Consider the following 22449-nt stretch of genomic DNA (forward strand, 5'->3'; position numbering starts at 1 on the left):
CTCCAGGATGTGTAGTTATAGCCAGTTTAGTCCGAAACGGCAAGGACGTACAGCGTCGCCCCGAGGGCACGCCGACTCCCGGGGGAACAGCGGGCAAGGCGAGACCCAGCAGCGACATCGTCGCGATGCGGCTCGCTGACCGCCCCCAGGAAAGCGGCGTGCCGGACAGGGCGGCTTGAAGGGCAATGAAAGCAGAGGAGCGCCATCCCATCCGGGATGACGCTCCTCTGCTCAAAATTATTTGAAGTTTTTCAGTGCCCTCACGTTTGAGCGGGACTTACTTTATTTACTCTGCATTTTGAAGCGCAAGTACAACTCGTTGTAATACGCGTTCATGCGTTTGCCTAAGTTTTCGTACACTTCAAGCTCATCTGTCACGTCTTTAGACGGATAGAACCGTTCGTCCGATGTGACTTCTTCATCTAAAAATTCAAGTGCTGCTTCGTTCGGTGTCGAATACCCGACGTAATCGGTATTTCGTGCCGCGATTTCAGCATCGAGCATGAAGTCGATAAATTGATGTGCCCCTTCAATGTTTTTCGACGTGCTCGGGATGACGAGGTTATCGAACCAAAGATTCGTCCCCTCTTCCGGGATCACGTACGTCAACTCGTCGTTCTCGTACATGATCTCAGAAGCGTCACCCGACCAGACGACGGCTGCGGCTGCTTCACGATTGGCCATGAGCATTTTGATCTCATCGCCGACAATCGCTTTAATGTTCGGCCAAAGCGTTTCAAGCTTCGCTTCTGCCTCGAGCAGTTCATCACGGTCCGTCGTGTTGAGCGAATAGCCTAGCGAGTTGAGACCGAAGCCCATCACTTCTCGTGTCCCGTCCGCTAGCAAAATATCATTCTCGAGCGGCATGTCCCACAAGTCGTTCCATGATGTGATGTCACCGTCGACGAGTTCAGGATTGTAGACGATCCCGACCGTACCCCAGAAGTAAGGGACCGAGTACGTGTTGTCAGGGTCGAACGACTTGTCGAGGAAGCGTGGGTCGATGTTATCGAAATTTTCGAGTTTGTCGTAATCGATCGGCAAGAGCAGATCGTCTTCGATCATCTTACTGATCGCATAATCGGACGGGACGGCGATATCAAACGCGGTACCGCCTTGCTGAATCTTCGTCAGCATCGCCTCGTTCGAGTCGAACGTCTGGTAGATGACTTTAAGTCCGGTCTCTTCTTCGAATTCGCCGATCAAATCTTCATCGATGTAATCGCCCCAGTTGTAGACGACAAGTGTGTTATCGCCGCCAAACCCTTGGGCCATGTTGATTTGATACACCCAAACCAGCAAACCGAAACTGACGAGGAGCGGCACCGTCAACATGATGACTAGTTTTTTCATCGTCTTACCTCCTTCGCACTCCGTTGTGCGAGTACGTAATACCCGAGGACGAGTATGAGCGTGAACACGAACAAGAGTGTCGACAAGGCGTTGATCTCAAGTGAGATCCCTTGGCGTGCCCGTGAGTAGACCTCGACGGCAAGCGTCGTGAAGCCGTTACCCGTGACGAAGAACGTCACCGCAAAGTCATCGAGTGAATACGTCAGCGCCGTGAAGAACCCTGCGAAGATACCTGGCGTGATATACGGCAAGATGACTTTTGTGAGCACGTCCCACGAGCTCGCTCCAAGGTCACGCGACGCATCGATCAGTGTCGGGCTCATCTCTTGAAGCTTCGGTAACACTAAAATGACCACGATCGGAACCGAGAACGCGATGTGCGCCAAGAGAACCGAATAGAACCCGAGTTGAATGCCGAGCATCGTGAACAAAATGAGGAACGACGCTCCGATGATGACGTCCGGGCTGACGATCAAGACGTTGTTGAGCGATAAGAGCGACGTCTTCGTGAACCGTTGCCGCGCCGTATAAATGGCAAGCGCCCCGATGACACCGAGCACGGTCGAGATGGTCGCCGACAAGAGAGCAATGATGATCGTGTTCAAGACGATGACGAGCAGACGGGTATCTGTGAACAGTGATTTATACCACTCGAGGGTGAACCCTTCAAAGTTACTCATCGTTCCCCCACTGTTAAACGAGTAAAACACTAGATAGAGGATCGGTGCGTACAGGATAAAGAACACCGCAATCAAATACAGATTCGCTAACTTGAATTTTTTCTTCTTCATCGACGCACCGCTCCTTTCGCGCCCCAGTCACGTGTGATGACCATGACGAGTACCATCGCCAAAATCAAGAACACAGCGATTGTTGACCCCATGCCCCAGTTTTGCGTGACGAGAAATTGTTGTTCGATCGCCGTCCCGAGCGTGATGACACGGTTTCCGGCAATGAGGCGCGTGATCATGAAGAGCGACAACGCCGGAATGAAGACGATTTGAATCCCTGACTTCACCCCGTCGAGCGTCAATGGGAAGATGACGCGACGGAACGTCGTCCAGTTCGAGGCACCGAGGTCACGCGACGCGTAGACGAGCGACGGCGGTAACTTCTCGATGGCGTTGTAGATCGGCAAAATCATGAACGGGATGAAGATGTAAACCGAAACGAATACGAAACTGAAGTCCGTGAACAAAATTTGTTTCGTCCCGATGCCGATCGCCTCTAAAAATTGGTTCGTGATGCCGTACGTTCCAAAAATCCCAAGGAACGCGTACGCTTTCAGCAATAAGTTGATCCATGATGGCAAAATAATGAGCAACAGCCAGAGCTGCTTATGTTTCGTTCTCGTCAATAAATACGCGGTCGGATACCCGATGAGAAGCGAGAAGGACGTGATGAGAAACGCATACCAGAACGAAGACAGTGTCATCGTCAAGTAAGTCGATGTGAAGAACATCTGATAGTTCTCTAAACTCAAGTTTCCTTCGATATCAAAAAATGAGTAGTAGACGACGAGGAGGAGCGGCGCGATGACGAACAGCACAATCCATATCCAGTACGTCGTCAAATAGACCGTCTTGGCGGTTTGACTAGTTTGATTCATGGGCGACCTCCTCATACGATTCGAGACGACGGTCAAACTCTTCTTCGGTCTCGCCTAGGCGCATGACGTGAACCGCCTCGTCATCGAACGTGAGCCCGATTTTCGACCCGACGACTGATTTCTTCGTCGAATGGACGAGCCACTCGTTGCCTTCTTGGTCGTAACAGCAAATCTCGTAATGGACGCCACGGAATAGTTGCGAGTCGACATCGACGACGAGTTTCGCCGCGTCGACCGACGTCATCTCCAAGTCTTCTGGACGAATGATGACTTCGACTTTTTCATTGCGGTCAAACCCTTGGTCGACACAATCGAACGTCTTCCCGGCAAACGTGACGAGGTGATCTTCCGGCATCACACCAGGAACAATGTTCGACTCCCCGATAAAGTCAGCGACGAAGCGGTTGATCGGCTCGTCATAAATGTCTGTCGGTGTCCCGCTTTGAACAATCTCCCCGTTGTTCATGACGAAAATCTCGTCAGACATGGCGAGTGCTTCTTCTTGGTCGTGGGTAACGAAGATGAACGTGATGCCGAGACGCTGTTGAAGTTCGCGCAACTCGTACTGCATCTCGGTCCGAAGTTTAAGGTCGAGCGCTGAAAGCGGTTCATCGAGCAAGATGACTTCCGGTTCGTTGACGATGGCACGGGCGATGGCGACGCGTTGACGTTGTCCGCCTGACATCTCATCGATTTCACGTGATTCGTAGCCTTCCAAGTTGACGAATTTGAGCGCTTGTTCGACTTTCGTCTTGACGTCCCCCTCTTTCATCTTCTTGATGCGCAAGCCGAAAGCGACGTTCTCGTATACGTTCAAGTGCGGGAACAAGGCGTAATCTTGAAAGACCGTGTTGACTTGACGTTTGTTTGCCGGCACGTCGTTGATTCGCTTCCCGTTGAACTCGATATCACCTTCTGTCGCATCGGTGAATCCGGCGATGATCCGCAGAATCGTTGTCTTTCCGCATCCCGAAGGACCGAGCAGCGTGTAGAATTTTCCACGCTCGATTTCAAAGTTAATATTCTCTAAGACGACAGTATCGTCGTACCGCTTCGACACGTTGTCAAAACGAATGATCGTTTCTGGGTTCATTTGGTTTCCTCCCTTGTTATAAATACGAATGTGTGGCGACGACGAGACACTCGCTTGCGCCATCAAAATCGTTGACGAGCTGATGCGCGTCTGAGGCGACATAGTACAACGTCTCGCCCGATTTGGCGAAATACGTATGGTTCCCGAGTTTGAGGGCGACGCGGCCAGACAGTACGTAAACGAACGTTTCCGCGCGCGACGGCTCGTACCGTTTGAACTCCCCTTGTTTTGAGAACGTGAGCAAAATCGGTTCCATCTCTTTCTCATTGGATTCCGGGATGAGCCACTCCGTCCGGTATAGCCGATTCTCGTCGACATATACCGTGCGGTCGCCTTCCGTATAGACGACTTTTTGATTGATCTCCTCATCAAAGAACTCTTTTGGCGAGCATCCAAGCACTTCTAATAAGTCGAACAGCGTTTCTAGCGAAGGGGAACTCAAATCACGCTCGATTTGAGAAATGTAGCCTTTACTCAAATCGGTACGTTCCGCCAACTCTTCTTGGGTCAACCCTTTTTTGACGCGGAGTCGTTTAATGTTTTGACCGACTTCCAAACTGTGTTCCTCCTTCCCTTTCTAAGGAAAGTTTAGTGATACATGATACTCACTAAAGAAAGTTTATAAATACTCAACTCTAAAGCAAACAAATAGCGACCTTATTATAACCAACTGTACCACGTTTGCAAGCAAAAAATCACGCGAGGATCGCGTGATTTTTTAGTGGAGATCTCGTTTTGAAATCAGGTGTTTGAATTTTTCGTTTTTCGTTTGAAATAAGTGCAATTGCGCCCCGTACGCATCGATTTGTTGAACGACGTATTGGAATGACTTCGCTTCCCCTGGGTACGGTTCACCAGCGCGGGCGAGCGTCGTCTCAAAATCTTCCCACAACACCTCGACCCACGTTAACGCCTCGTCTTCATTCAACAAGTCGTTCTTATCTCTTAAGATTTCTGCCAACCGCTTGTATTGGTCTGATCGGTTCATACGCGCACCTCCGATAACTCAGAGAGCGGGATCGCATGTTCCATCGCTTCTCCTTCAAACGTTCCCCAACCCATGACGCCGTTGACAAACTTTAATCGGAACGGACGATTATTGTAGTTGACGATATACGTCGTACCTGGCTTGAACGATGCCGGATCAATCAAATAACTCTCCGCGATGGCGATGCGGCGAAGCACGACCTCAATCTCACTCACCATACCCATCTGTTCGGCTTTTCGTTTCCGCTCATGCAAGTCACGAATTTCTTGCTCGAGCTCATACTTTGATAACGCACTCAACCGTTTTTCCATTTCGTTCACCTCACTTGTAGCGTATCAGATTTTTCGAGTAAAAGAAAAAGGCGAAACTGAATAATGTTCAGTTCGCCTTGAAGTTATAAAGCGGTTTAATCAGTTGATCAATCGTGACGGCCGGTTCAATATAGCGCACAATCTCTTTCATCGATTTATAGACGAACGGCGATTCATCGATTGTCGACTTCCGAACCGAACTCGACCAGACGCCTTCCATCGACTTTTTGAATTCGTTAAAGTCGACGCGTTTTCGTGCCGCTGAGCGCGACATGATGCGCCCGGCGCCATGCGGACCTGAGAAGTTCCAGTCCGGGTTGCCTTTTCCGGTACAGATGAGCGACCCGTCACGCATGTTCATCGGGATGATGACGCGCTCTCCGGCTTTTGCGGAAATCGCCCCTTTTCTGAGGATCATGTCGTCGTGATCGATATAGTTATGCACCGTATCGAACTGATCGACGACGTTCCAGTTCATCGCTTCGACGATGACATCGGTCATCGCCAGTCGGTTACTTGCCGCGTATTGTTGGGCAATCCGAACGTCATGCATGTAGTCGTCCATATCTGCCCCTTCGACATAGGCGAGATCTCGCAATCCTTGTTTCGCCGTCTTCGCGTACTCGAGATAAGCTTGAATCTCACCTTCGCGTCCAGTTTCTTTCAAACGCTCGATCTCATTCTGTACTTCTGTCGTATCCATCATATGACGGATCGCTCGCTGCTGATAGTGTTCAGCAATTTGGACACCGAGGTGGCGTGAACCCGAATGGATGACGAGAAACGTCCGTCCATGATCATCACGGTTCACCTCGATGAAATGATTGCCCGAGCCAAGTGTCCCGACCGAGCGTAACGCCCGGTCTAGCTTATACGGGGCGCGAACGTCTTCTAGTGGAACCTTTGACGCGTACGAATGCGCCGACTCCCGGATGTTCATCCCACTCGGAACGAATTGACGAATCACATCGTCAAGTTTTTGAAAATCGATCCGCTTCACATTGATCTCGGTGCAAAGCATGCCACACCCGAGATCGACACCGACGAGGTTCGGTACGATTTTGTCGTGAATCGTCATCGTCGTCCCGACGACCGAACCTTTGCCGGCATGCATGTCGGGCATGATTCGAATCGCTGCCCCTTCCGTGAACGGTTGGTCGACGAGCGTTTGAATCTGTGCGCGCGTCATATCATCAATCCGTTCATTGAACACTTTAGCTTGATTATATTTGCCGATGATCTCCATAACGTTTCCTTTCTCAGCTGATCACTTGCTGTTTACTTTGCAACTCATGCATCCGGGCGTAAACACCACCGTCAGCGATGAGTGACTGATGATTCCCGCGCTCGATGATTTGACCGTGGTCGAGGACGAGGATTTGATTGGCCTCACGAATCGTCGACAATCGGTGCGCGATGACGAACGTTGTGCGTCCGTACGTGAGCGTCTTCAGCGCGTCTTGGATGAGCGCCTCTGTCTCTGAGTCGACACTAGCCGTCGCCTCGTCAAGGACGAGGATGGCCGGGTCAAACACGAGCGCCCGGGCGAAACTAATCAATTGCCGCTCTCCGCTCGAGAGTGAAGCGCCGCGCTCGATGACAGGCTCGTCGAGTCCTTGCGGCAGCTGCTTGACGAACCGATCGGCACCGACCGCCGTCAACGCTTGCCAAATCCGTTCATCGGGAATGGTCTCGTCACCGAGCGTCACGTTCGTCCGAATCGAGCCCGTGAACAAGAACGGGTCTTGCAGCACGATACCGAGATGGTCCCGAACGGCTTGCGTCGGAAGTTTCGTCACGTCCATACCATCGATGCAAAGTTTTCCTGACGACGGGTCGTAAAAGCGCATGAGCAAGTTCATGATCGAACTCTTGCCGCTACCGGTATGACCGACGAGCGCGATCGTCTCACCAGGTGCCGCTTGAATGTCGATGTGTTTCAACACTGGTTTCCCAGCCTCATAGCTGAACGACACGTCGTCGAACACGACTTCGCCTTTAAAGCGCGGAATGCGCTCAGACGATACGTTTTCGCCTGTCTCATCGAGCAGTTGGAACATTCGATCCGCCGAAACGAGCGCTTGCTGGAGCGGTGACAACTGGTTCATAATTTGCGTCACCGGCTCAAAAATACGGGACACATAATCGATGTAGGCGTAAAGTATCCCGAGCGTGAGCACACTGCCCGTTCCGAGCGTTTGCGCACCGACGACCCAAATGAGGAGCGCGAGTGCCATGTTGCGGAAGAAGTTGACCAAGTTGTGCGACATAAGAGCGTCGAGCTTCAACAGTTTCCGGCGTGTCTGGAAGTTGTCGCTGTTCTTGACGTCGAACTCATCATAGACGAGATCTTCCCGCACATACGATTGAATGATTGGCATCGTTTGGATGCTCTCGTTCAATTGTGCGTTCATATCGGCGACGAGCGCCCGGACTTTAAAGTTGTTCCGGGTCGAGAGACGCTGGAACAACTTCACCCAGACGATGACGACCGGGATGATGATGAGCGAGACGAGTCCGAGGCGGACGTCTAGGAAGAACATGGCGATCAAAACACCGATCATCATGACGACGCTTTGGAAGACGCGGGCGAGAACGCCCAAATACAAATCACGAATCGTCTCCGTATCGTTCGTGACCCGGCTGACGATTTTCCCGATCGGCGTCTGGTCAAAGTAACGGACTGGAATCGTCTGCAAATGCCTCATGACGTCAAGGCGCATCGTCTTGACGATTGTATGCGCCGAACGTTGTAAGAGCATCTGTTGCCCCCAGTTGAGACCTGCCGCGATGAACAACAGGACGACGTAGATGGCAGATAAGACGAAAACGGCCCGAAGATCCGTCTCATAAAACTGGAAGACGTCGGTCGAAGACAACGGCACGATGTTGTCGTACGTCGCTGTCTCCTCACTCCGCGTGATGGTCAAGGCGCCGTTATCGACTTCTCTGACCCCACCGCTCATGACGGCGTCCGGTACGAGATAGTAGCCTTCGGTCGTCTGAACGATCGAGACGGGACGGACGACGTCTTGCCCGTCCAACCGCGTCTCTTTCTCATAGTTATTGCCGTCAAACGAGACACTGCCCCCGGCCTCGACTTGAACCCAGTCGCGCTCGATGGCGACGATATGGTCATCGATGATGATTTTTGCGATATACGGTCCCGCAAGTTCTGCGCCGACCGCTAAAAAGAGTAGGATCAACCCGAGGAAAATCGAGCGCTTCACTTGTTTGGCATAGCCAACGAGTGAGCGAATCGTCTTTTTCCTACGGACCGGATCTAATTCGTGTTGATCGATCATAAGAGATTCCCCCTTTCGTACGGATTACTCCGTCTCTCCTTGTCGATTGAACTGTTCGAAATACCAACCGTGCTGTTTCATCAGTTGGTCATGTGTGCCGCGTTCCGTGACGCGACCGTCTTGCAAGACAAGGATTTGATCAGCGTGGGAAACGGCAGACAAGCGGTGCGCGACGATGAACGTCGTCTGTTCGGCACGGCTCGTCCGGACCGAATCGATGATTCGGGCTTCCGTTTTCGCATCGACCGCCGAGAGCGAATCGTCGAGCAATAAAATCTCTGGGTCTTTCAAGAGCGCACGCGCAATCGACAGACGTTGTTTCTGTCCGCCTGACAGCATGACCCCTTGCTCGCCGACGACCGTATCGAGCCCGTTCTCTAAATGCTCGATATCGGTATCAAACGCCGCAAGCCGAATCGCCGTCTCGAGGTCGGCTTCGGTCGCGTCATCGGCCCCGAACAAGATGTTGTCGCGGACCGTCTTCGAGAACAATAGATGTTCTTGTGACACGTAACCGCTCCAACCTCGTACCGTGTCGAGTTTAATTTGGTGAACCGGGATCCCGTTGACGAGCAACGAGTCGTCGATCGGATATTCGCGGATCAGCTGACGCAGGAGCGTCGTTTTGCCGGCCCCGGTCGGTCCGACGATTCCGATCGTTTCTCCGCGTGATACGTGGAGCACGATGTCTTCGAGCGACGGGCGGCTCGCACCCGGATAGCGGAACGATAACGATTTGAAGGTGATCTTCTCTGGCACGTCGACTTGCACCGTACCGTTCGAGACGACGTCCGGCGCTTCGTTCATCGTCGCTTCGATCCGCTCTAAGCTCGCCGTCCCGCGTTGGACGACGTTGATCAACTCACCGAACGCGTACATCGGCCAGATGAGCATCCCGAGATAAATGTTGAACGAGACGAGTTGACCGAGCGTGATGTCATTCGTAAAGACGAGGTACGTCCCGAACGACAAGCCGATCAAGTAACTCAAACCGACGAGCAGTTTGATGACCGGTTCGAATAAGACGTCAATTTTAGCGACGTGCATGTTTTTCGCCATGACGTCGTCGGTGATCGTATCGAACTTCTTCGTATCTGCCTCTTCTTGCACGAACGAACGGATGACGCGAAGTCCTGAAATCGATTCGACGACTTGGTCGTTCATAACGCCGAACGAATCTTGGGCCGCCGTGAAGCGGGCGTGAATTTGACGGCCGAGCTTATTCATCGACCAGGCGAGTAACGGCATCGGCAACAGTGCCGCGAGCGTCAATTTCCAATCGATGAACACCCCCATGATCGTCAATGCGATCAGCGTCATGTTGAACGAATCGACGAGCGTCATGACACCAAAGCCGGCCGTCCGTTCAACCGCTTTCAAATCATTTGTCGCGAGCGCCATCAAGTCCCCGGTGCGGTGCTGTTGATAAAACCGTGGCGTCTGTTTGAGCAAATACCCGAAGAATCGGGCCCGCAGTTTTTTCTCGAGCAGGAACGCCGTCCCGAATAGACGCGCGATCCACAAGTACGATAAAACGTACGATAACACCATGATGCCTAGCAGTGAGCCGACGATTGTGATGAGCCGTTCCGTCGTCAAACTTCCTTCGCGGATCGCATCGATCGCTTGCCCGATAATCCATGGCGGGAGCATATCGATGACCCCGGTAATGATGAGCAAAATGATCGCAATGACATACGTCCGTTTCTGCCTCTTAATAAACCAATCCAATTGTTTAATCAGTTTCACGACTGATTCCCCCTTCCGTCCTTTCCGAGCACGCAAAAAAGCGCACTCCACCTGATTGTGCAACCAATCGGATGAAGTACGCTTGAAAGTCTTCAGTCATTTGCATGGTCAGGGAAAAGACACTACCCCTATCCAGCTGCCATTTTACGCAGTCAAATACGAGTAGCCATATGATGTTGTGTGTGTGCGTTGTAGTGTAGTGATGTACTTCATCATGTTGGCTCCTCTCTCTTCATAGTTTGAAAATCTACTAAAACCTTAGCAGACTGTTCAGAAAATTGTCAATATTTTTTTGTAAAAATATTGTAACTTGTTTCAGTTTAAGAAGAACGTCGCGAGAATCATCCCGACGATCCCTGTTGCCGTCACGTAATAGATCATCGGCATGAGCGTGTAGCGAATGATCGTTCCTTCTTTACCGAGCAGACCCGCTACCGAAGCGACCGCGACGACGTTCAGCACACAGATCATGTTACCAGCGTTCGCGCCGGCCATCTGCATCGACAAGGCGAGCGTCTCACTCATCCCGACCGAATCGGCGACATTCGTCGTCAAGCTCGAGAACATCATGTTCGAGAACGTGGCCGATCCCGATACGAACGCTCCGAGCGCCCCGATCCACGGTGCGACAAGCGGCCAAACACCACCAAACGTGTCCGCTGCAGCCGTCGCGAGTTCGACTGGCATCGATGCGAGTCCAGCTCCGCCATTCTCTGAATGGATAAAGATTCGAACCATTGGAACTGACGCCGCAAGCGTGATTAACGTTCCGCCGATGCCGAGTGTCGTCGCTTTAAAGACCGACGTCACTTGCGACCAACTCATATTGTGCAAGAAGAACGTCGCAATCATCGTCAAGATGAACATGAACCCTGGTGAATAGAACGGCTCCCACGACGTCGAGATTCCTTCTACCCCTAAAATGTTCGGGAGGTCAATCCGGACACTGCGCGTCAACTCGTTCAAGAACGGGACCGTCCGTGTCAAGATGAGGAAGATCGTCAAAATCAAGTAAGGTGCCCATGCTTTCCACTGCGGAAGTTCACGTTTCCCTTTCCCAACTGTCGGCTGTTCAACCGGTTCGTCGAGCTCGTCGGCGTAACCGTCAAACGTCCAAATCCGTTTTGGCATGAGAATACCTTTTCGTGCCATCGCGACGAGAATCACAAGACCAGTCAAGCCACCGAGCATGCCCCCAAATTCAAATCCGAGGATGAGCGTCCAAATATAAGCCGGAACGCTGTAGACGAGCGCCGCCACGAGGGCAATCGGCAGTACTTCGAATGCAGGTTTGACCGACTTCGCTTTACTAAAGAATCGAGTCAGCATCAAAATCAAAATGAACGGGATAAAAAGACCAACGAGCATATCGATCAATACCGTCTGTAAGACGACACTTGTCAAAAATTCGATTGATTCCGGCTTGCTCACATCGAGCGAGAGTCCGTTACCAATCCCGATCAAAGCCGGTGTCCCGACTGCACCGAACGTGACGGCCGATACGTCGGCCGACAAGGCGATTACAACAGCCGCGATTGGCGGGAAACCTAGTGCGATCAATAGCGGGGCCGCCACCGTCGCCGGTGTCCCAAAGCCTGAAGCACCTTCAATGAACGAAACGAACAACCAGCCGACGATGAGGACTTGAATCCGCGGATCCGGTGTGATGGTGACAAAACCGGAACGGATGGCGTTCATACCGCCGCCCTCTTTCATCGTATTCATCATCCCGATCGCGCCATACACGATCCATGCTGCCGTGATCGCGATGACGATTCCTTGTAACACCGCCGCTGTAATGCGGGTTGCATCAAGTTCCCAGACGAAGAACGCAAGTAGCGCTGTCAATAGGAGCGAGAGTGGCATCGCAACCGATGCTGGTAAACGCATAATAACCAATAATACAAGCACAGCCAAAATTGGCACAAGTGCTGTAATCCATTCAAAAATCGTCAATGTAGACCCACCTTTTCAGATTTTTTTCCCCTGCCGTAAATGAATTTCCCGTTATGTCTCTTGTTCAGCGAGTCGTTCTAAAGTCCGGTCAATCACCTCATACGGAAATCCTTTGCTCCGAAGCTGCATCTTCACGCGCTGTTTCCGCTCATATGGGGCATACCCGTTGTACTTCCGACTCAGTTTTTCAGCCTGCTTCAAGCAAGCCGAAAGCTCGACGTCCTCATCCTCGTTTTCCCAAAACGTAAGGATCGCCTCTGAAATGATATCAAACGTAAATCCTCTTTGCACCAGGGTTTGTTGAATTCTTTGTTGCACTTCTGTGGCGGAACGGCGATTCGTTTCCAGTTGTTTCCTATTTACGAACTTTCCGGCTTTCTCAAGTTGGTCTTCGTGCGAGATCGCAGCGATGACCTCTTCGATGATTTCAGGTGTGATTCGAAGCTGGACCAGTTCCCGCTTGATTTTGATCGGCCCGCTCGGACTCGTGTTAAACTTCGTTTGGGTGTAGGCTTTGGCGAATTCGGCATCGTTCAAGTAGCGTTGTTCAATCAATCTGTCAATCACGCGCTTGATGGCCGCCTCATCTATCTCTTTCTTCACGAGATAGTCACGGACCTCTGAAACGGCACGCATTCGGTACGATAAATAATTGACGGCTGCTTTGTATGCTTTCTGTTCTTCTTCGGCTTGAAGGACGTCACGGACAAAATCGTCTTCAAGTTCCATCCCTTTCGTCAATCCATATTTAATGAAGACGTCTAAATCGATGGCGAACGCGAACTCTTCTTGCCCGTCTTTCTCGATGAAGACGTTCAAGCGGTCCTTATTTTTCTTTTGAGCCGTAAACTTGCTGATTTTCATGAAACCCCCTCCTTTTCCTGCTTCTAACATATCACGTTCCCCTTTTCAGAAGGATTTTTGATAAATTAAAAGAAAGGGTATTTATTTAATTAGCTATTGTATTTACCGTTATCATACCCGATTTGAAAACGCTTCAAGAATAATGGAGGGATTCACATGAAAATTGCAATCACCGGTGGTACCGGATTGATCGGTCGGCCGCTCGTTCGGGCGCTAGCCGAGGCCGGTCATCAAGTCGTCGTCTTGACGCGCCATCCGCGCCCACGTCAAGGAGGCATCTCGTTCGTCGAATGGTTGACGCCAGACAGCCGTCCCGAGACCGAACTCCAAGATGTCGACGCCTTTATCCACTTGGCAGGCGCCTCCATTAACGACGGACGCTGGACGCACAAACAAAAACAAGCCATCCTCCAAAGCCGTATCGATGGGACGAAAGAAGTCGTTCGCATCATCAAAAACATGAAGCAGAAACCGGACGTCGTCATCAGCGGGTCAGCGATCGGCATTTACGGCGAAGACCGGTCGATCACTTACTCGGAATCGACACCGCTCCCGGACCGGACCAACTTCTTAGGAAACGTCTGCGTCTTGTGGGAGAAAGAAATCGCGCCTGTCGCCGATATGGACATTCGTCTCGCCACGATGCGAACTGGTGTCGTCTTGTCAAACGACGGCGGCGCGTTCCCGCTCATGAAGCTGCCCTACACGCTCGGTGCCGGCGGACGGCTCGGTTCCGGAAAACAGTGGGTCCCTTGGATCCACATAGACGATCTCGTCCGCTTATTCGTCTACATCATCGAGACCGATTCGATACACGGACCGGTCAACGGGACGGCGCCGACACCAGTGACGATGGACGAGTTCGGAAAGACGCTCGGACAAGTGATGCATCGGCCGCACTGGGCCCCGGCTCCGGCCCCGATCCTCAAACTCGCACTCGGCGAAAAGAGCGTGATCGTACTTGAAGGTGCCAAAGTCGTTCCGACAAAAGCGCTCAATCACGGCTTCCGTTTTCGCTATGAGACGTTAGAACCCGCACTAAAACAACTACTGCATTTGACTTGAAAGGAGACAGCTCGTGAGTAATCTATTAATTCGTAACGCTCATATTTACCCGATCACCGCGCCAAACTTTTACGGGGACATTCGCATAAAAGATGGAAAAATTGTCGAAATGGCGGACTTGTTAGATCCAACGCACGGCGAGACCGTCATCGAGGCGGAAGGCAACTTCCTGTTCCCCGGTTTCATCGATGCCCACACCCATCTCGGACTGTATGACGAAGGGACGGGTTCCGTCGGGAATGACGCCAATGAGACGGTCGAAGCGATGACACCGCACGCCCGGGCCATCGACGGGGTTTATCCGCTCGATGAAGGCTTCCGTGAAGCGCTCATGGCCGGTGTCACGGCGGTCCAAGTCATGCCGGGTAGCATGAACGTCATCGGCGGAGTGACGAGCGTCATTAAAACGCACGGTCGCTTTATCGAGGATATGGTGTTACGCCGGTATGCCGGCTTGAAACTTGCTCTCGGCGAAAACCCGAAACGCGTCCACAGTATGGGGAAATCCGGTGAGTTGACCCGCATGGGCATCATGGGACTATTGCGAGAGGCGTTCCGGACCGTCGATTCGACGAAGACGATCGGTACGTTCGGGAGTCAGATGATCCAACTCGCGCTCGACCGGAAGATGCCGGTCCGTGTCCACGCCCACCGTGCCGACGACATTCTTTCGGTCGTCCGTTTCGCTCAAGAGTTCGATCTCGATTACCGGATTGAGCACTGTACGGAAGGTCACCTCGTCGCGGAGAAGTTACGTGAACTCGGCGTCAAACATGTCACCGTCGGACCGACGTTCACCCGTAAATCTAAAATCGAACTTCAAAACAAAACGTGGGAGACGTACCGTATCTTGCATGAACACGATATGATCGTCTCGATCACGACCGACCATCCATATACCCCGGTCCAATATTTGAATCTATGCGCCGGTCTTGCCGCCCGTGAAGGCCTTCCAGTCGACGTCGCCCTGCGCGCTATCACGATTCATCCGGCCCAGTCACTCGGGGTTGATGACCGCGTCGGGTCACTCGAAGTCGGCAAAGACGCCGACCTCGTCTTGTGGAGTCACTTCCCGCTCGACTACATGTCGAAGCCGATCATGACCATCGTCGACGGCCGCATCGTCTACTCGACGGATCGCTCGAAAACCCATCATGAAATGTGAGTAACCCCAGCCGTGAAAGCGCTCTTTTATTTTTTTTGTGAAGTTACATTTTATTTGCTTGCTTTTTCAAAAAAAGTCTATAAAATAATCTTGTAACTCATAAAAGAGAGCAGCCAAGGCAAGTTCGAACAACGTAGCCAGAAGTATGCTTTCGTTACAACTATTCTTCAGCGGTCTGAACTAGGAGGAGGAATGTTTGGTGCTCAAATTTCGTGAGCTTACCGACTGCGCGGAGTTGTTCGAACTGATGCAACACCCAGATGTCTTTCCATATGTCCGTCAAAAGACGGTCCACTTTGACGAGTTTTTATTTAGCACGAAGCAAATCATCGAGCTAGAAGAGCAAGGAAACATCATCTCACGTACAATTACGAACGAGTTCGGTACCCCGATCGGGACGATCAGCTTGTTCGATGTGGAAACCGGTTACGGCTTCCTCGGTACGTGGCTTGGCAAACCGTACCATGGGAAAGGTTACAATCAAGTCGCGAAAGAAACGTTCTTCTCAGAGCTGTTCTTCGACCTTGATATTGAGAGTGTATTTTTAAAGATTCGTAAGGCAAATGAGCGTTCGATCGCGGCGGCGGCAAAACTTCCTTATGCGTTTTGCGCCGATGAGATCCGGCCCGATTTGTTAGCAGAAGTTAATAGCGGTGACGTCGAATACGTCTTGTATGAAGTGTCGAAGTCGAGCTTCCAGCTGTACTTGCATTCACTTCATGCGCCTGAGTTCGATCATTCGTACGAAGCCCAACTCGAAGCATAAGCCAATTCTGACAAAGAATTGGCTTTTTTGTGGCGTTTTTGTGTGGATTTGTTGAGGACAACTTTACGAGAATGAATAATTCTGTTCTAATTCGAAGAGATAGGTATGATAGAAGTATGAGGGAATTATCACATCCTTCGTTAACCGGTTTGTAAAGGAGAATGCCAGATGATAGAACCAGTATTTCGAATCTTAGTAACCGACGATGAGGAGCAGATGCGAGATTTGCTCGTTTCCAATTTAGCAAAAGAAGGCTATGAGACGGTCACCGCCACGAACGGCCTTGAGGCGATCGACTTGTTAAAAGAAAAGTCGTTCCACCTCGTCTTGCTCGACGTCATGATGCCCGAGCTCGACGGTCTGACCGCCTGCATGCGCATCCGTGAGTTTTCGAACGTCCCGATCATCATGCTGACGGCCCGGTCTGAAGAACTCGACCGGATTCACGGATTGAAGATCGGCGCGGACGACTACATCACAAAACCGTTCAGCCCGCGCGAACTGCTCGCCCGAATCGAAGCGACACTCCGGCGCACGCACAACTTCTCAAAAGAGCAAGAAGCCACGTTCGACGCCGGTGTCTTATCGATCGATATCGAAGGCCGCGCCGTCAGCGTGAAAGGCAAAACTGTCAACTTGACACGCAAGGAGTTCGATCTCCTCTACTTGTTCATCACGAACGAAGACAAAGTGTTCTCTCGGGAACAGCTCCTCGACCAGATTTGGGGTACCGAATACCACGGCAATCTCCGGACGGTCGACACGCACATTAAGACGCTCCGTCTCAAGCTCGGCGAAGCCGGTGGCTACATCCAGACCGTCTGGGGGATCGGCTACAAGTTCGAGGCGAACGTATGAAGCAATACACGATCCGGAAGCGGATTTGGATCACCATCTGGACGGCCAGCCTCTTCTCTGCGTTCGTGTTCATCATCATGACGTTTTACTTGTACGACAAGTTTTACATTCAGACGCAAGAAGAACTGCTGATCAACCGCGGAGAGAAACTCGTCACCATCTATAAGGCGGACGGCTTCTCCGACGCGTTCGCCGACAGCATGACGTACACGAACGAACTGACCGAAACGAAAGTGTTCCTCTCGTCCGTACGGGAAGATAGTCTCGGCTCCGGGAAGACGTTTTTACGCGAACAAGATCTCGCTCGTTTGCAAGACGGGTACGCCATCTCGGTCACGCGCAAGCACCCGACCGAGGATGTCGACATTCTCATGTCGGCGTTCCCGCTCATCCGTGACGGCGAACTCGATAATGCCCTCATCCTCTATATGGAGCTGAGTAAAATCAGTGAGCCGTTCCAGCCGATCCGGCTGATGATCACGTTCTTGCTCATCTTGATGATTGTCAACTTGCTCATTTTCGGGACGCAAATCATCGACACGATCATTCAACCGCTCATCCAAATGAAGCGCGCTTCCCAAGTGTATGCCAAAGGTGACTTCACGCACCGCATCCCGATCGATTCCGATGACGAGATCGGTGACTTGGCCGAGACGCTCAACCGGATGGCCGAGTCGCTCGGACTCGTCGAGGAGCAGCGCAAAGAATTTTTGGCGAACGTCAGCCATGAGCTCCGGACCCCGCTATCTTACATTCGCGGGTATACCGAGATGCTGCAAGACCCGACGCTCGACGAGAAGACGCAAGCCCAGTATTACGACATCATCGAGAACGAGACGGAGCGGTTGCAACGACTCGTCAACGACCTGCTCGACCTCGCCCAGCTCGAACGCGATTCGTATCCGATGACGAAAGAACCGGTCGTGTACTCACAAGTGCTCGAAGACGTGTTATACCGGTTTGAACCGATCGCGCGCGCGAAAGGCGTCACCATCAAAGCGGATCTCGACTTTGACCTCATCATTCTCGGGGATCACGATCGCCTCGAGCAAGTCGTCGGAAACTTACTTGATAACGCCCTTCGTTATACGGATGCCGGCAAGTCGATCCATGTGAGGACGTTCGCGGAAGAGAACTATGCCATCACCGAGATTCGCGATGAAGGCCGGGGCATCCCGAAAGAAGATCTCGATCAATTGACGAAACGTTTTTACCGCGTCAACAAATCGCGGACGCGTGAAGACGGCGGTACCGGACTCGGGCTCGCCATCGCCAAGCACATCATGGAACGCCATGGCGGCTCGATGCATTTCACGTCCGAAGTCGGCAGCGGCACGACCGTGTCGCTTGCTTTGCCGCTCTTGCCAGACGATGAAGACATATAAAAGAGGCAGCCGCGGCTGCCTCTTTTTAAATATCTTTGCCTTTATAGGCATCATCTGATTCGTTCATGAGCCGATCGCGTTCGGCGTGTGTCTGCGGGAACCCGTTCGCTTGCCACTCGGCCCGGTTGTTCGAATCGAGTTGTGTCAGCCCTGCTTCCGCCTCGTCTTTATCGGAATCGACACTCTCCATCTTGTCCATCTTGCTCCACATGTTATCCTTGCGGTCTTGCGTCAACAGCGCCGCGACTTTCGGCGCGACGAGTGCAGCACCAGCCACACCGAGCACGATCCCCATCAATACTTTCTTATCCATCCAATACCCCTCCTTAGTCACTATGCACAGATAATTCCACTGTTCCCGAAACTTGAAACACTTTTCTAAAGCGTTTACACAAAATCAGGAAGTGGAATAACACTCAAAGAAGGAGGCGATGGAGATGAAGAAGCATGAACAACCGTCAAAACGACCGTTCGATAATCCGGACGCCGTCGATACGGACAAAGAGAGCATCTTTGACCAAGAAGGCATGGAGACGGTCGACCCGATCCCGGTCGAAGAGCTAAATCAAAAAGTGAAAGACGAGAAACGAAAGCGCCACTCAAAAGACGACTCGGTCAGCGAGAAAAAATATGACGGCAACAAATAAGGATGCGGACAAAGTTGTCCGCATCCTTATTTTCATGTTAAGTCTTTTGGCGAGAAGCCGTATGGCAGCATCTCTTCTTTTGTCATCACTTTCGTCTCACCGGCCATGTTGGCCAAGATCAACGTGAAGTCGTCACTCGCAAACTCGGCGATGACTTGACGACAAGCGCCGCATGGCGAGATCGGGCCTTCCGTGTCTCCGACGACGACGACCGTGTCGATCGACTTGCTGCCTTCCGACACCGCCTTGAAGATGGCAGTCCGTTCCGCACACATCGACAAACCGTACGACGCGTTCTCGACGTTACAACCTAAGATTTCCTTACCCGTCTCATCGATGACGACGGCACCGACGTTGAACTTCGAGTAAGGTGTATATGCGCGCGACCGCGCGTCAATCGCCTTATGAACGAGCTCTTGAACTTTTTCATGTGGAATCATTGAATGTTCCTCCGCTTCTTGAATTTAAAAAAGAAGTCTGACATCTGAACTATAACGTGAAAACGTTTTCTTGACAAGCGTTTTCACGGTCCCGTCAATATTTTTTCTTCTTCTTTTTCTCGAAGACGACAATCGATTCGACGTGAGCCGTTTGCGGGAACATATCGTACGGTTGGACGTAGTTGATCTTATAATCAGCTTTCATGAGCTGATCCGCGTCGCGCACGAGCGTCTGCGGGTTACATGATACGTAGACGATCCGTTTCGCTTTCGAAGAAATCATCGCGTTTAGGAGCTGGTGGTCCACACCGGTCCGCGGTGGATCGACGACGATCACGTCAGGAATCCAACCGTCTTTCACCCAGCGTGGAATCCAATGTTCAGCGCGCCCCTCGACGTATGTCGCATGACTGTAGCCGTTCTCGCGCATATGGGCGTTCGCGTCTTCAACCGCTTCAGGCACGACTTCCATCCCGCGAATCTCTTTCGCGTGCGGTGCGAGCCAAAGTCCGATTGAACCGACACCGGCGTACGCATCGATGACGCGTTCTTCACCAGTCAGACCAGCTGCCTCGACGACTTCACGGTACATGACTTCGGTTTGGGCCGGATTTAGTTGGAAGAAAGCACGTGGCGACAAGTGGTAATGCACATCGTCTAGCTGCTCGTCCATCTTGTCTTGACCGGCGATGTGGACCGTTCGGTAACCGAAGATGACGCCCGACCGGTTCGAGTTGATGTTGATATGGAACGAGACGACGTTCGGCAATTCCATGATGCGGTCGCTGAGCGTATCCAAGTTCGGTACGTCCTCACTCCCGACGACGAGAACGACTTGAACGTCGTTCGTCTTGTAACCTGAACGGACGACGATCGTCCGGGCAAAACCGACGTCACGTCTCGCGTCATAGACCGGGATGTCGAGCTCGTTCAAAATACGGACGATGGCGTTGTTGACGTTCGTCGTATCACGTTGTTGCACCATGCAGTGCTCGATCGGCACGAGGTCGTTCGAGTTCGGCTTGTAGAGGCCTGAGACGATTTCGCCGCGTTGGACTGACAACGGGAATTGGGACTTATTGCGATAGTACCAAGGGTTCTCCATCCCTTTCGTCGGACGGATATCGGACTTATCGACGTTCAACTTCGTCTTCTGACGGAACGCGTTGCGGACGATGTCTTCTTTATAGTCCATTTGCAGACGTGAACTCATATGTTGAATCTGGCAACCGCCACATTCGTCATAAATCGGACACGGCGGTTTGACCCGGTCCGGCGAGTCGTTGTGTCGCTTCGTGACCCGCGCCTCGGCATAGTTTCGTTCGATGCGCGTGATTTCAATGTCGGCTCGTTCCCCTGGTAACAGGTTCGGGATAAAGATGACCATCCGATTGATCATCGCGATGCCCTCCCCGTTAATGCCTAACCGTTCTGCTTTCGTGCTTGCACGTTCTCCTACGATCAATTTCAATGTGTTTCATCCTTTCGAGATACTTGTTCTAAATCTTTGGCGTAACGTACGACTTTCGCACGTAAGGAATCAATATCAGCTAACAATCGATGCAAATCCTCTGGCGTCGTGAATTCGTCTAACGTGTTGACTGATAAGCACAGTAACTCCGTTCTCGATTTTAACACGTTCATTTTTCCTGCCGTATCTGTTCGTGATTTACCCATCTCATGATCGCTCCTTCGCTTAGTGACAAAGAGTTGTTATTATAGCATACTATTTCGTGTAACTTGACAAAAAGGTGGAATCCACATGCAAAACATCTCGACGACGTTCGATCCGTGGGAAGCGTATCTCGATCAAACCGAGTTCGGTCGACTCGTCCTCTCGAACGTCGAAGTGACGACGACGAAACTATGCAATATGCGCTGCGAGCATTGTGCGGTCGGCTATATGCTCGATCAAACGGAAGAACCCGAGGTCCCGCTCGAGCTGTTGATCTCGCGCCTCGACGAGATCGAGCACTTGCGCGCGTTCTCGATCACGGGCGGTGAGCCGATGCTGTCGATGAAGTCAGTTCGAAACTATGTCGTCCCGCTTCTACGCTACGCTAAGGAGCGCGGTGCCCGCACACAGATTAACTCGAACTTGACGTTGCCGCTATCTCGCTATCATCTTATTACCCCTTACCTCGACGTTTTGCACATTTCTCATAATTGGGGAACGGACGACGATTTCTTAGAGGGCGGTTTCGCGATGATGGACCGCAAGCCGAGCGAATCCGCTCGGCTCAAGATGCTTCAGACGATGAAGGACAATGCCCGAGCCCTCACGGCCGAAGGGGTCATCGTATCGGCCGAGACGATGATCAACAAGCGGACGATCCCCCATTTAAAAGAGATTCACGAGGAAATCGTCTCGCTCGGTTGTCAACGCCACGAATTGCATCCAATGTACCCCGCAGACTTCGCTAGCGCGCTCGAGTCGGCCTCTCTCGACGAGATCCGTCAAGCTATCCATGACGTACTCGACATTCGGGACGAGAACGTCTGGATGCTGTTTGGAACGTTGCCGTTTTACGCCTGCTCGGACTCAGAAGCCGACCGCGCCTTACTGCGGCGACTCTCGACCGCAAAAAACGTGACGGTCCGCAACGATCCGGACGGACGCTCCCGGTTGAACACGAACATTTTTGACGGTCAGATCATCGTCACCGACTTCGGCGACGAACTCGGCACACTCGGCACATTGTACGATACGTCGTTCCAAGACGCGTACGATCAATGGACGAACAGCGCGTTGAACGCCACACTGTCGTGCCATTGTCCCGCCGTCAAATGCCTCGGACCGAACGCACTCGTCAAACAAGCGTACTATCCGACGGTCGACTTTAGACAACGTGTCGCTCACTCGTTTTAATTATTTCGATTAGGGAAATATTCAGT

At 51.9% G+C, this 22449-nt stretch carries 23 protein-coding genes; 7 read left to right on the plus strand and 16 right to left on the minus strand.

The window, feature by feature from the left end:
* Positions 1–282: 282 nt before the first annotated feature.
* The 12 genes from EVJ26_RS09975 to recX all read right to left on the minus strand — a co-directional run bounded on the left by EVJ26_RS09975 (position 283) and on the right by recX (position 13228).
* Complete coding sequence (locus EVJ26_RS09975; protein WP_131470365.1) at positions 283–1353, minus strand: ABC transporter substrate-binding protein; 1071 nt, start codon at positions 1351–1353, stop codon at positions 283–285.
* Positions 1350–2144, minus strand: a complete 795-nt coding sequence (locus EVJ26_RS09980; RefSeq protein ID WP_131456919.1) for an ABC transporter permease — start codon at positions 2142–2144, stop codon at positions 1350–1352. The genes EVJ26_RS09975 and EVJ26_RS09980 overlap by 4 nt, the downstream gene beginning before the upstream one ends.
* Complete coding sequence (locus EVJ26_RS09985) at positions 2141–2962, minus strand: ABC transporter permease (RefSeq protein ID WP_131456917.1); 822 nt, start codon at positions 2960–2962, stop codon at positions 2141–2143. Before EVJ26_RS09985 ends, EVJ26_RS09980 begins: the two co-directional genes overlap by 4 nt.
* Positions 2949–4055: an ABC transporter ATP-binding protein gene (locus EVJ26_RS09990; RefSeq protein WP_131456915.1), complete on the minus strand. Its 1107-nt coding sequence runs from the start codon at positions 4053–4055 to the stop codon at positions 2949–2951. The genes EVJ26_RS09985 and EVJ26_RS09990 overlap by 14 nt, the downstream gene beginning before the upstream one ends.
* Positions 4056–4071: 16 nt before the next feature.
* Positions 4072–4611 (minus strand): helix-turn-helix domain-containing protein, encoded by a 540-nt coding sequence (locus EVJ26_RS09995; RefSeq protein ID WP_131456913.1) that lies wholly within the window; start codon positions 4609–4611, stop codon positions 4072–4074.
* 162 nt (positions 4612–4773) lie between these two features.
* Positions 4774–5043: a YfhJ family protein gene (locus EVJ26_RS10000; protein ID WP_070328950.1), complete on the minus strand. Its 270-nt coding sequence runs from the start codon at positions 5041–5043 to the stop codon at positions 4774–4776.
* Positions 5040–5354 (minus strand): YfhH family protein, encoded by a 315-nt coding sequence (locus EVJ26_RS10005; protein ID WP_016509407.1) that lies wholly within the window; start codon positions 5352–5354, stop codon positions 5040–5042. The genes EVJ26_RS10000 and EVJ26_RS10005 overlap by 4 nt, the downstream gene beginning before the upstream one ends.
* A 67-nt stretch (positions 5355–5421) precedes the next feature.
* Positions 5422–6600 (minus strand): RtcB family protein, encoded by a 1179-nt coding sequence (locus EVJ26_RS10010; RefSeq protein WP_131456911.1) that lies wholly within the window; start codon positions 6598–6600, stop codon positions 5422–5424.
* 13 nt (positions 6601–6613) lie between these two features.
* A complete protein-coding gene (locus tag EVJ26_RS10015; RefSeq protein WP_131456909.1) occupies positions 6614–8659 on the minus strand; it encodes an ABC transporter ATP-binding protein in 2046 nt (681 codons plus the stop codon).
* Between the two features lie 24 nt (positions 8660–8683).
* Complete coding sequence (locus EVJ26_RS10020) at positions 8684–10408, minus strand: ABC transporter ATP-binding protein (RefSeq protein WP_131456907.1); 1725 nt, start codon at positions 10406–10408, stop codon at positions 8684–8686.
* A gap of 315 nt (positions 10409–10723) precedes the next feature.
* Positions 10724–12364, minus strand: a complete 1641-nt coding sequence (locus tag EVJ26_RS10025; protein WP_131456905.1) for an L-lactate permease — start codon at positions 12362–12364, stop codon at positions 10724–10726.
* 51 nt (positions 12365–12415) lie between these two features.
* Complete coding sequence (gene recX / locus EVJ26_RS10030) at positions 12416–13228, minus strand: recombination regulator RecX (RefSeq protein WP_236634170.1); 813 nt, start codon at positions 13226–13228, stop codon at positions 12416–12418.
* Positions 13229–13384: 156 nt separating this feature from the next.
* Here recX and EVJ26_RS10035 point away from each other — a divergent pair, with 156 nt between their 5' ends.
* From EVJ26_RS10035 to EVJ26_RS10055, 5 genes are all read left to right on the plus strand, one after another.
* On the plus strand, positions 13385–14293 hold the full coding sequence (locus EVJ26_RS10035) for a TIGR01777 family oxidoreductase (RefSeq protein ID WP_131456901.1): 909 nt from the start codon (positions 13385–13387) through the stop codon (positions 14291–14293).
* Positions 14294–14306: 13 nt separating this feature from the next.
* The gene (locus tag EVJ26_RS10040) at positions 14307–15458 is read left to right on the plus strand and encodes an amidohydrolase (protein ID WP_131456899.1); all 1152 of its coding nucleotides are present in this window, start codon (positions 14307–14309) and stop codon (positions 15456–15458) included.
* Positions 15459–15657: 199 nt separating this feature from the next.
* Positions 15658–16224 (plus strand): GNAT family N-acetyltransferase, encoded by a 567-nt coding sequence (locus tag EVJ26_RS10045; RefSeq protein ID WP_131456897.1) that lies wholly within the window; start codon positions 15658–15660, stop codon positions 16222–16224.
* 168 nt (positions 16225–16392) lie between these two features.
* On the plus strand, positions 16393–17082 hold the full coding sequence (locus EVJ26_RS10050; protein WP_131469463.1) for a response regulator transcription factor: 690 nt from the start codon (positions 16393–16395) through the stop codon (positions 17080–17082).
* Positions 17079–18467, plus strand: coding sequence for a sensor histidine kinase (locus EVJ26_RS10055; RefSeq protein WP_131456893.1), 1389 nt, complete (start codon positions 17079–17081; stop codon positions 18465–18467). Before EVJ26_RS10050 ends, EVJ26_RS10055 begins: the two co-directional genes overlap by 4 nt.
* A gap of 25 nt (positions 18468–18492) precedes the next feature.
* Here EVJ26_RS10055 and EVJ26_RS10060 read toward each other — a convergent pair whose 3' ends face one another.
* Positions 18493–18780, minus strand: a complete 288-nt coding sequence (locus tag EVJ26_RS10060) for a hypothetical protein (RefSeq protein WP_131456891.1) — start codon at positions 18778–18780, stop codon at positions 18493–18495.
* Between the two features lie 124 nt (positions 18781–18904).
* Here EVJ26_RS10060 and EVJ26_RS10065 point away from each other — a divergent pair, with 124 nt between their 5' ends.
* The gene (locus EVJ26_RS10065; RefSeq protein WP_071399172.1) at positions 18905–19114 is read left to right on the plus strand and encodes a hypothetical protein; all 210 of its coding nucleotides are present in this window, start codon (positions 18905–18907) and stop codon (positions 19112–19114) included.
* Between the two features lie 32 nt (positions 19115–19146).
* On the opposite strand, the gene cdd is transcribed toward EVJ26_RS10065, so the two are convergent.
* From cdd to EVJ26_RS10080, 3 genes are all read right to left on the minus strand, one after another.
* Positions 19147–19554 (minus strand): cytidine deaminase, encoded by a 408-nt coding sequence (gene cdd, locus EVJ26_RS10070; protein WP_016510463.1) that lies wholly within the window; start codon positions 19552–19554, stop codon positions 19147–19149.
* A 94-nt stretch (positions 19555–19648) separates the two neighbouring features.
* Entirely contained in the window at positions 19649–21025 is a 1377-nt protein-coding gene (gene rlmD / locus EVJ26_RS10075) for a 23S rRNA (uracil(1939)-C(5))-methyltransferase RlmD (protein ID WP_131456889.1), read from the minus strand.
* Complete coding sequence (locus EVJ26_RS10080; RefSeq protein ID WP_016510454.1) at positions 21022–21231, minus strand: hypothetical protein; 210 nt, start codon at positions 21229–21231, stop codon at positions 21022–21024. Before EVJ26_RS10080 ends, rlmD begins: the two co-directional genes overlap by 4 nt.
* Before the next feature lie 85 nt (positions 21232–21316).
* Between EVJ26_RS10080 and yfkAB the strand changes: the two genes are divergently transcribed.
* The gene (gene yfkAB, locus EVJ26_RS10085; RefSeq protein WP_131470366.1) at positions 21317–22423 is read left to right on the plus strand and encodes a radical SAM/CxCxxxxC motif protein YfkAB; all 1107 of its coding nucleotides are present in this window, start codon (positions 21317–21319) and stop codon (positions 22421–22423) included.
* Positions 22424–22449: the final 26 nt, after the last annotated feature.

It is taken from the genome of Exiguobacterium sp. SH3S1 (genome assembly GCF_004337105.1).
In the GTDB taxonomy this organism is placed as follows: Bacteria; Bacillota; Bacilli; order Exiguobacteriales; family Exiguobacteriaceae; genus Exiguobacterium; species Exiguobacterium aurantiacum_A.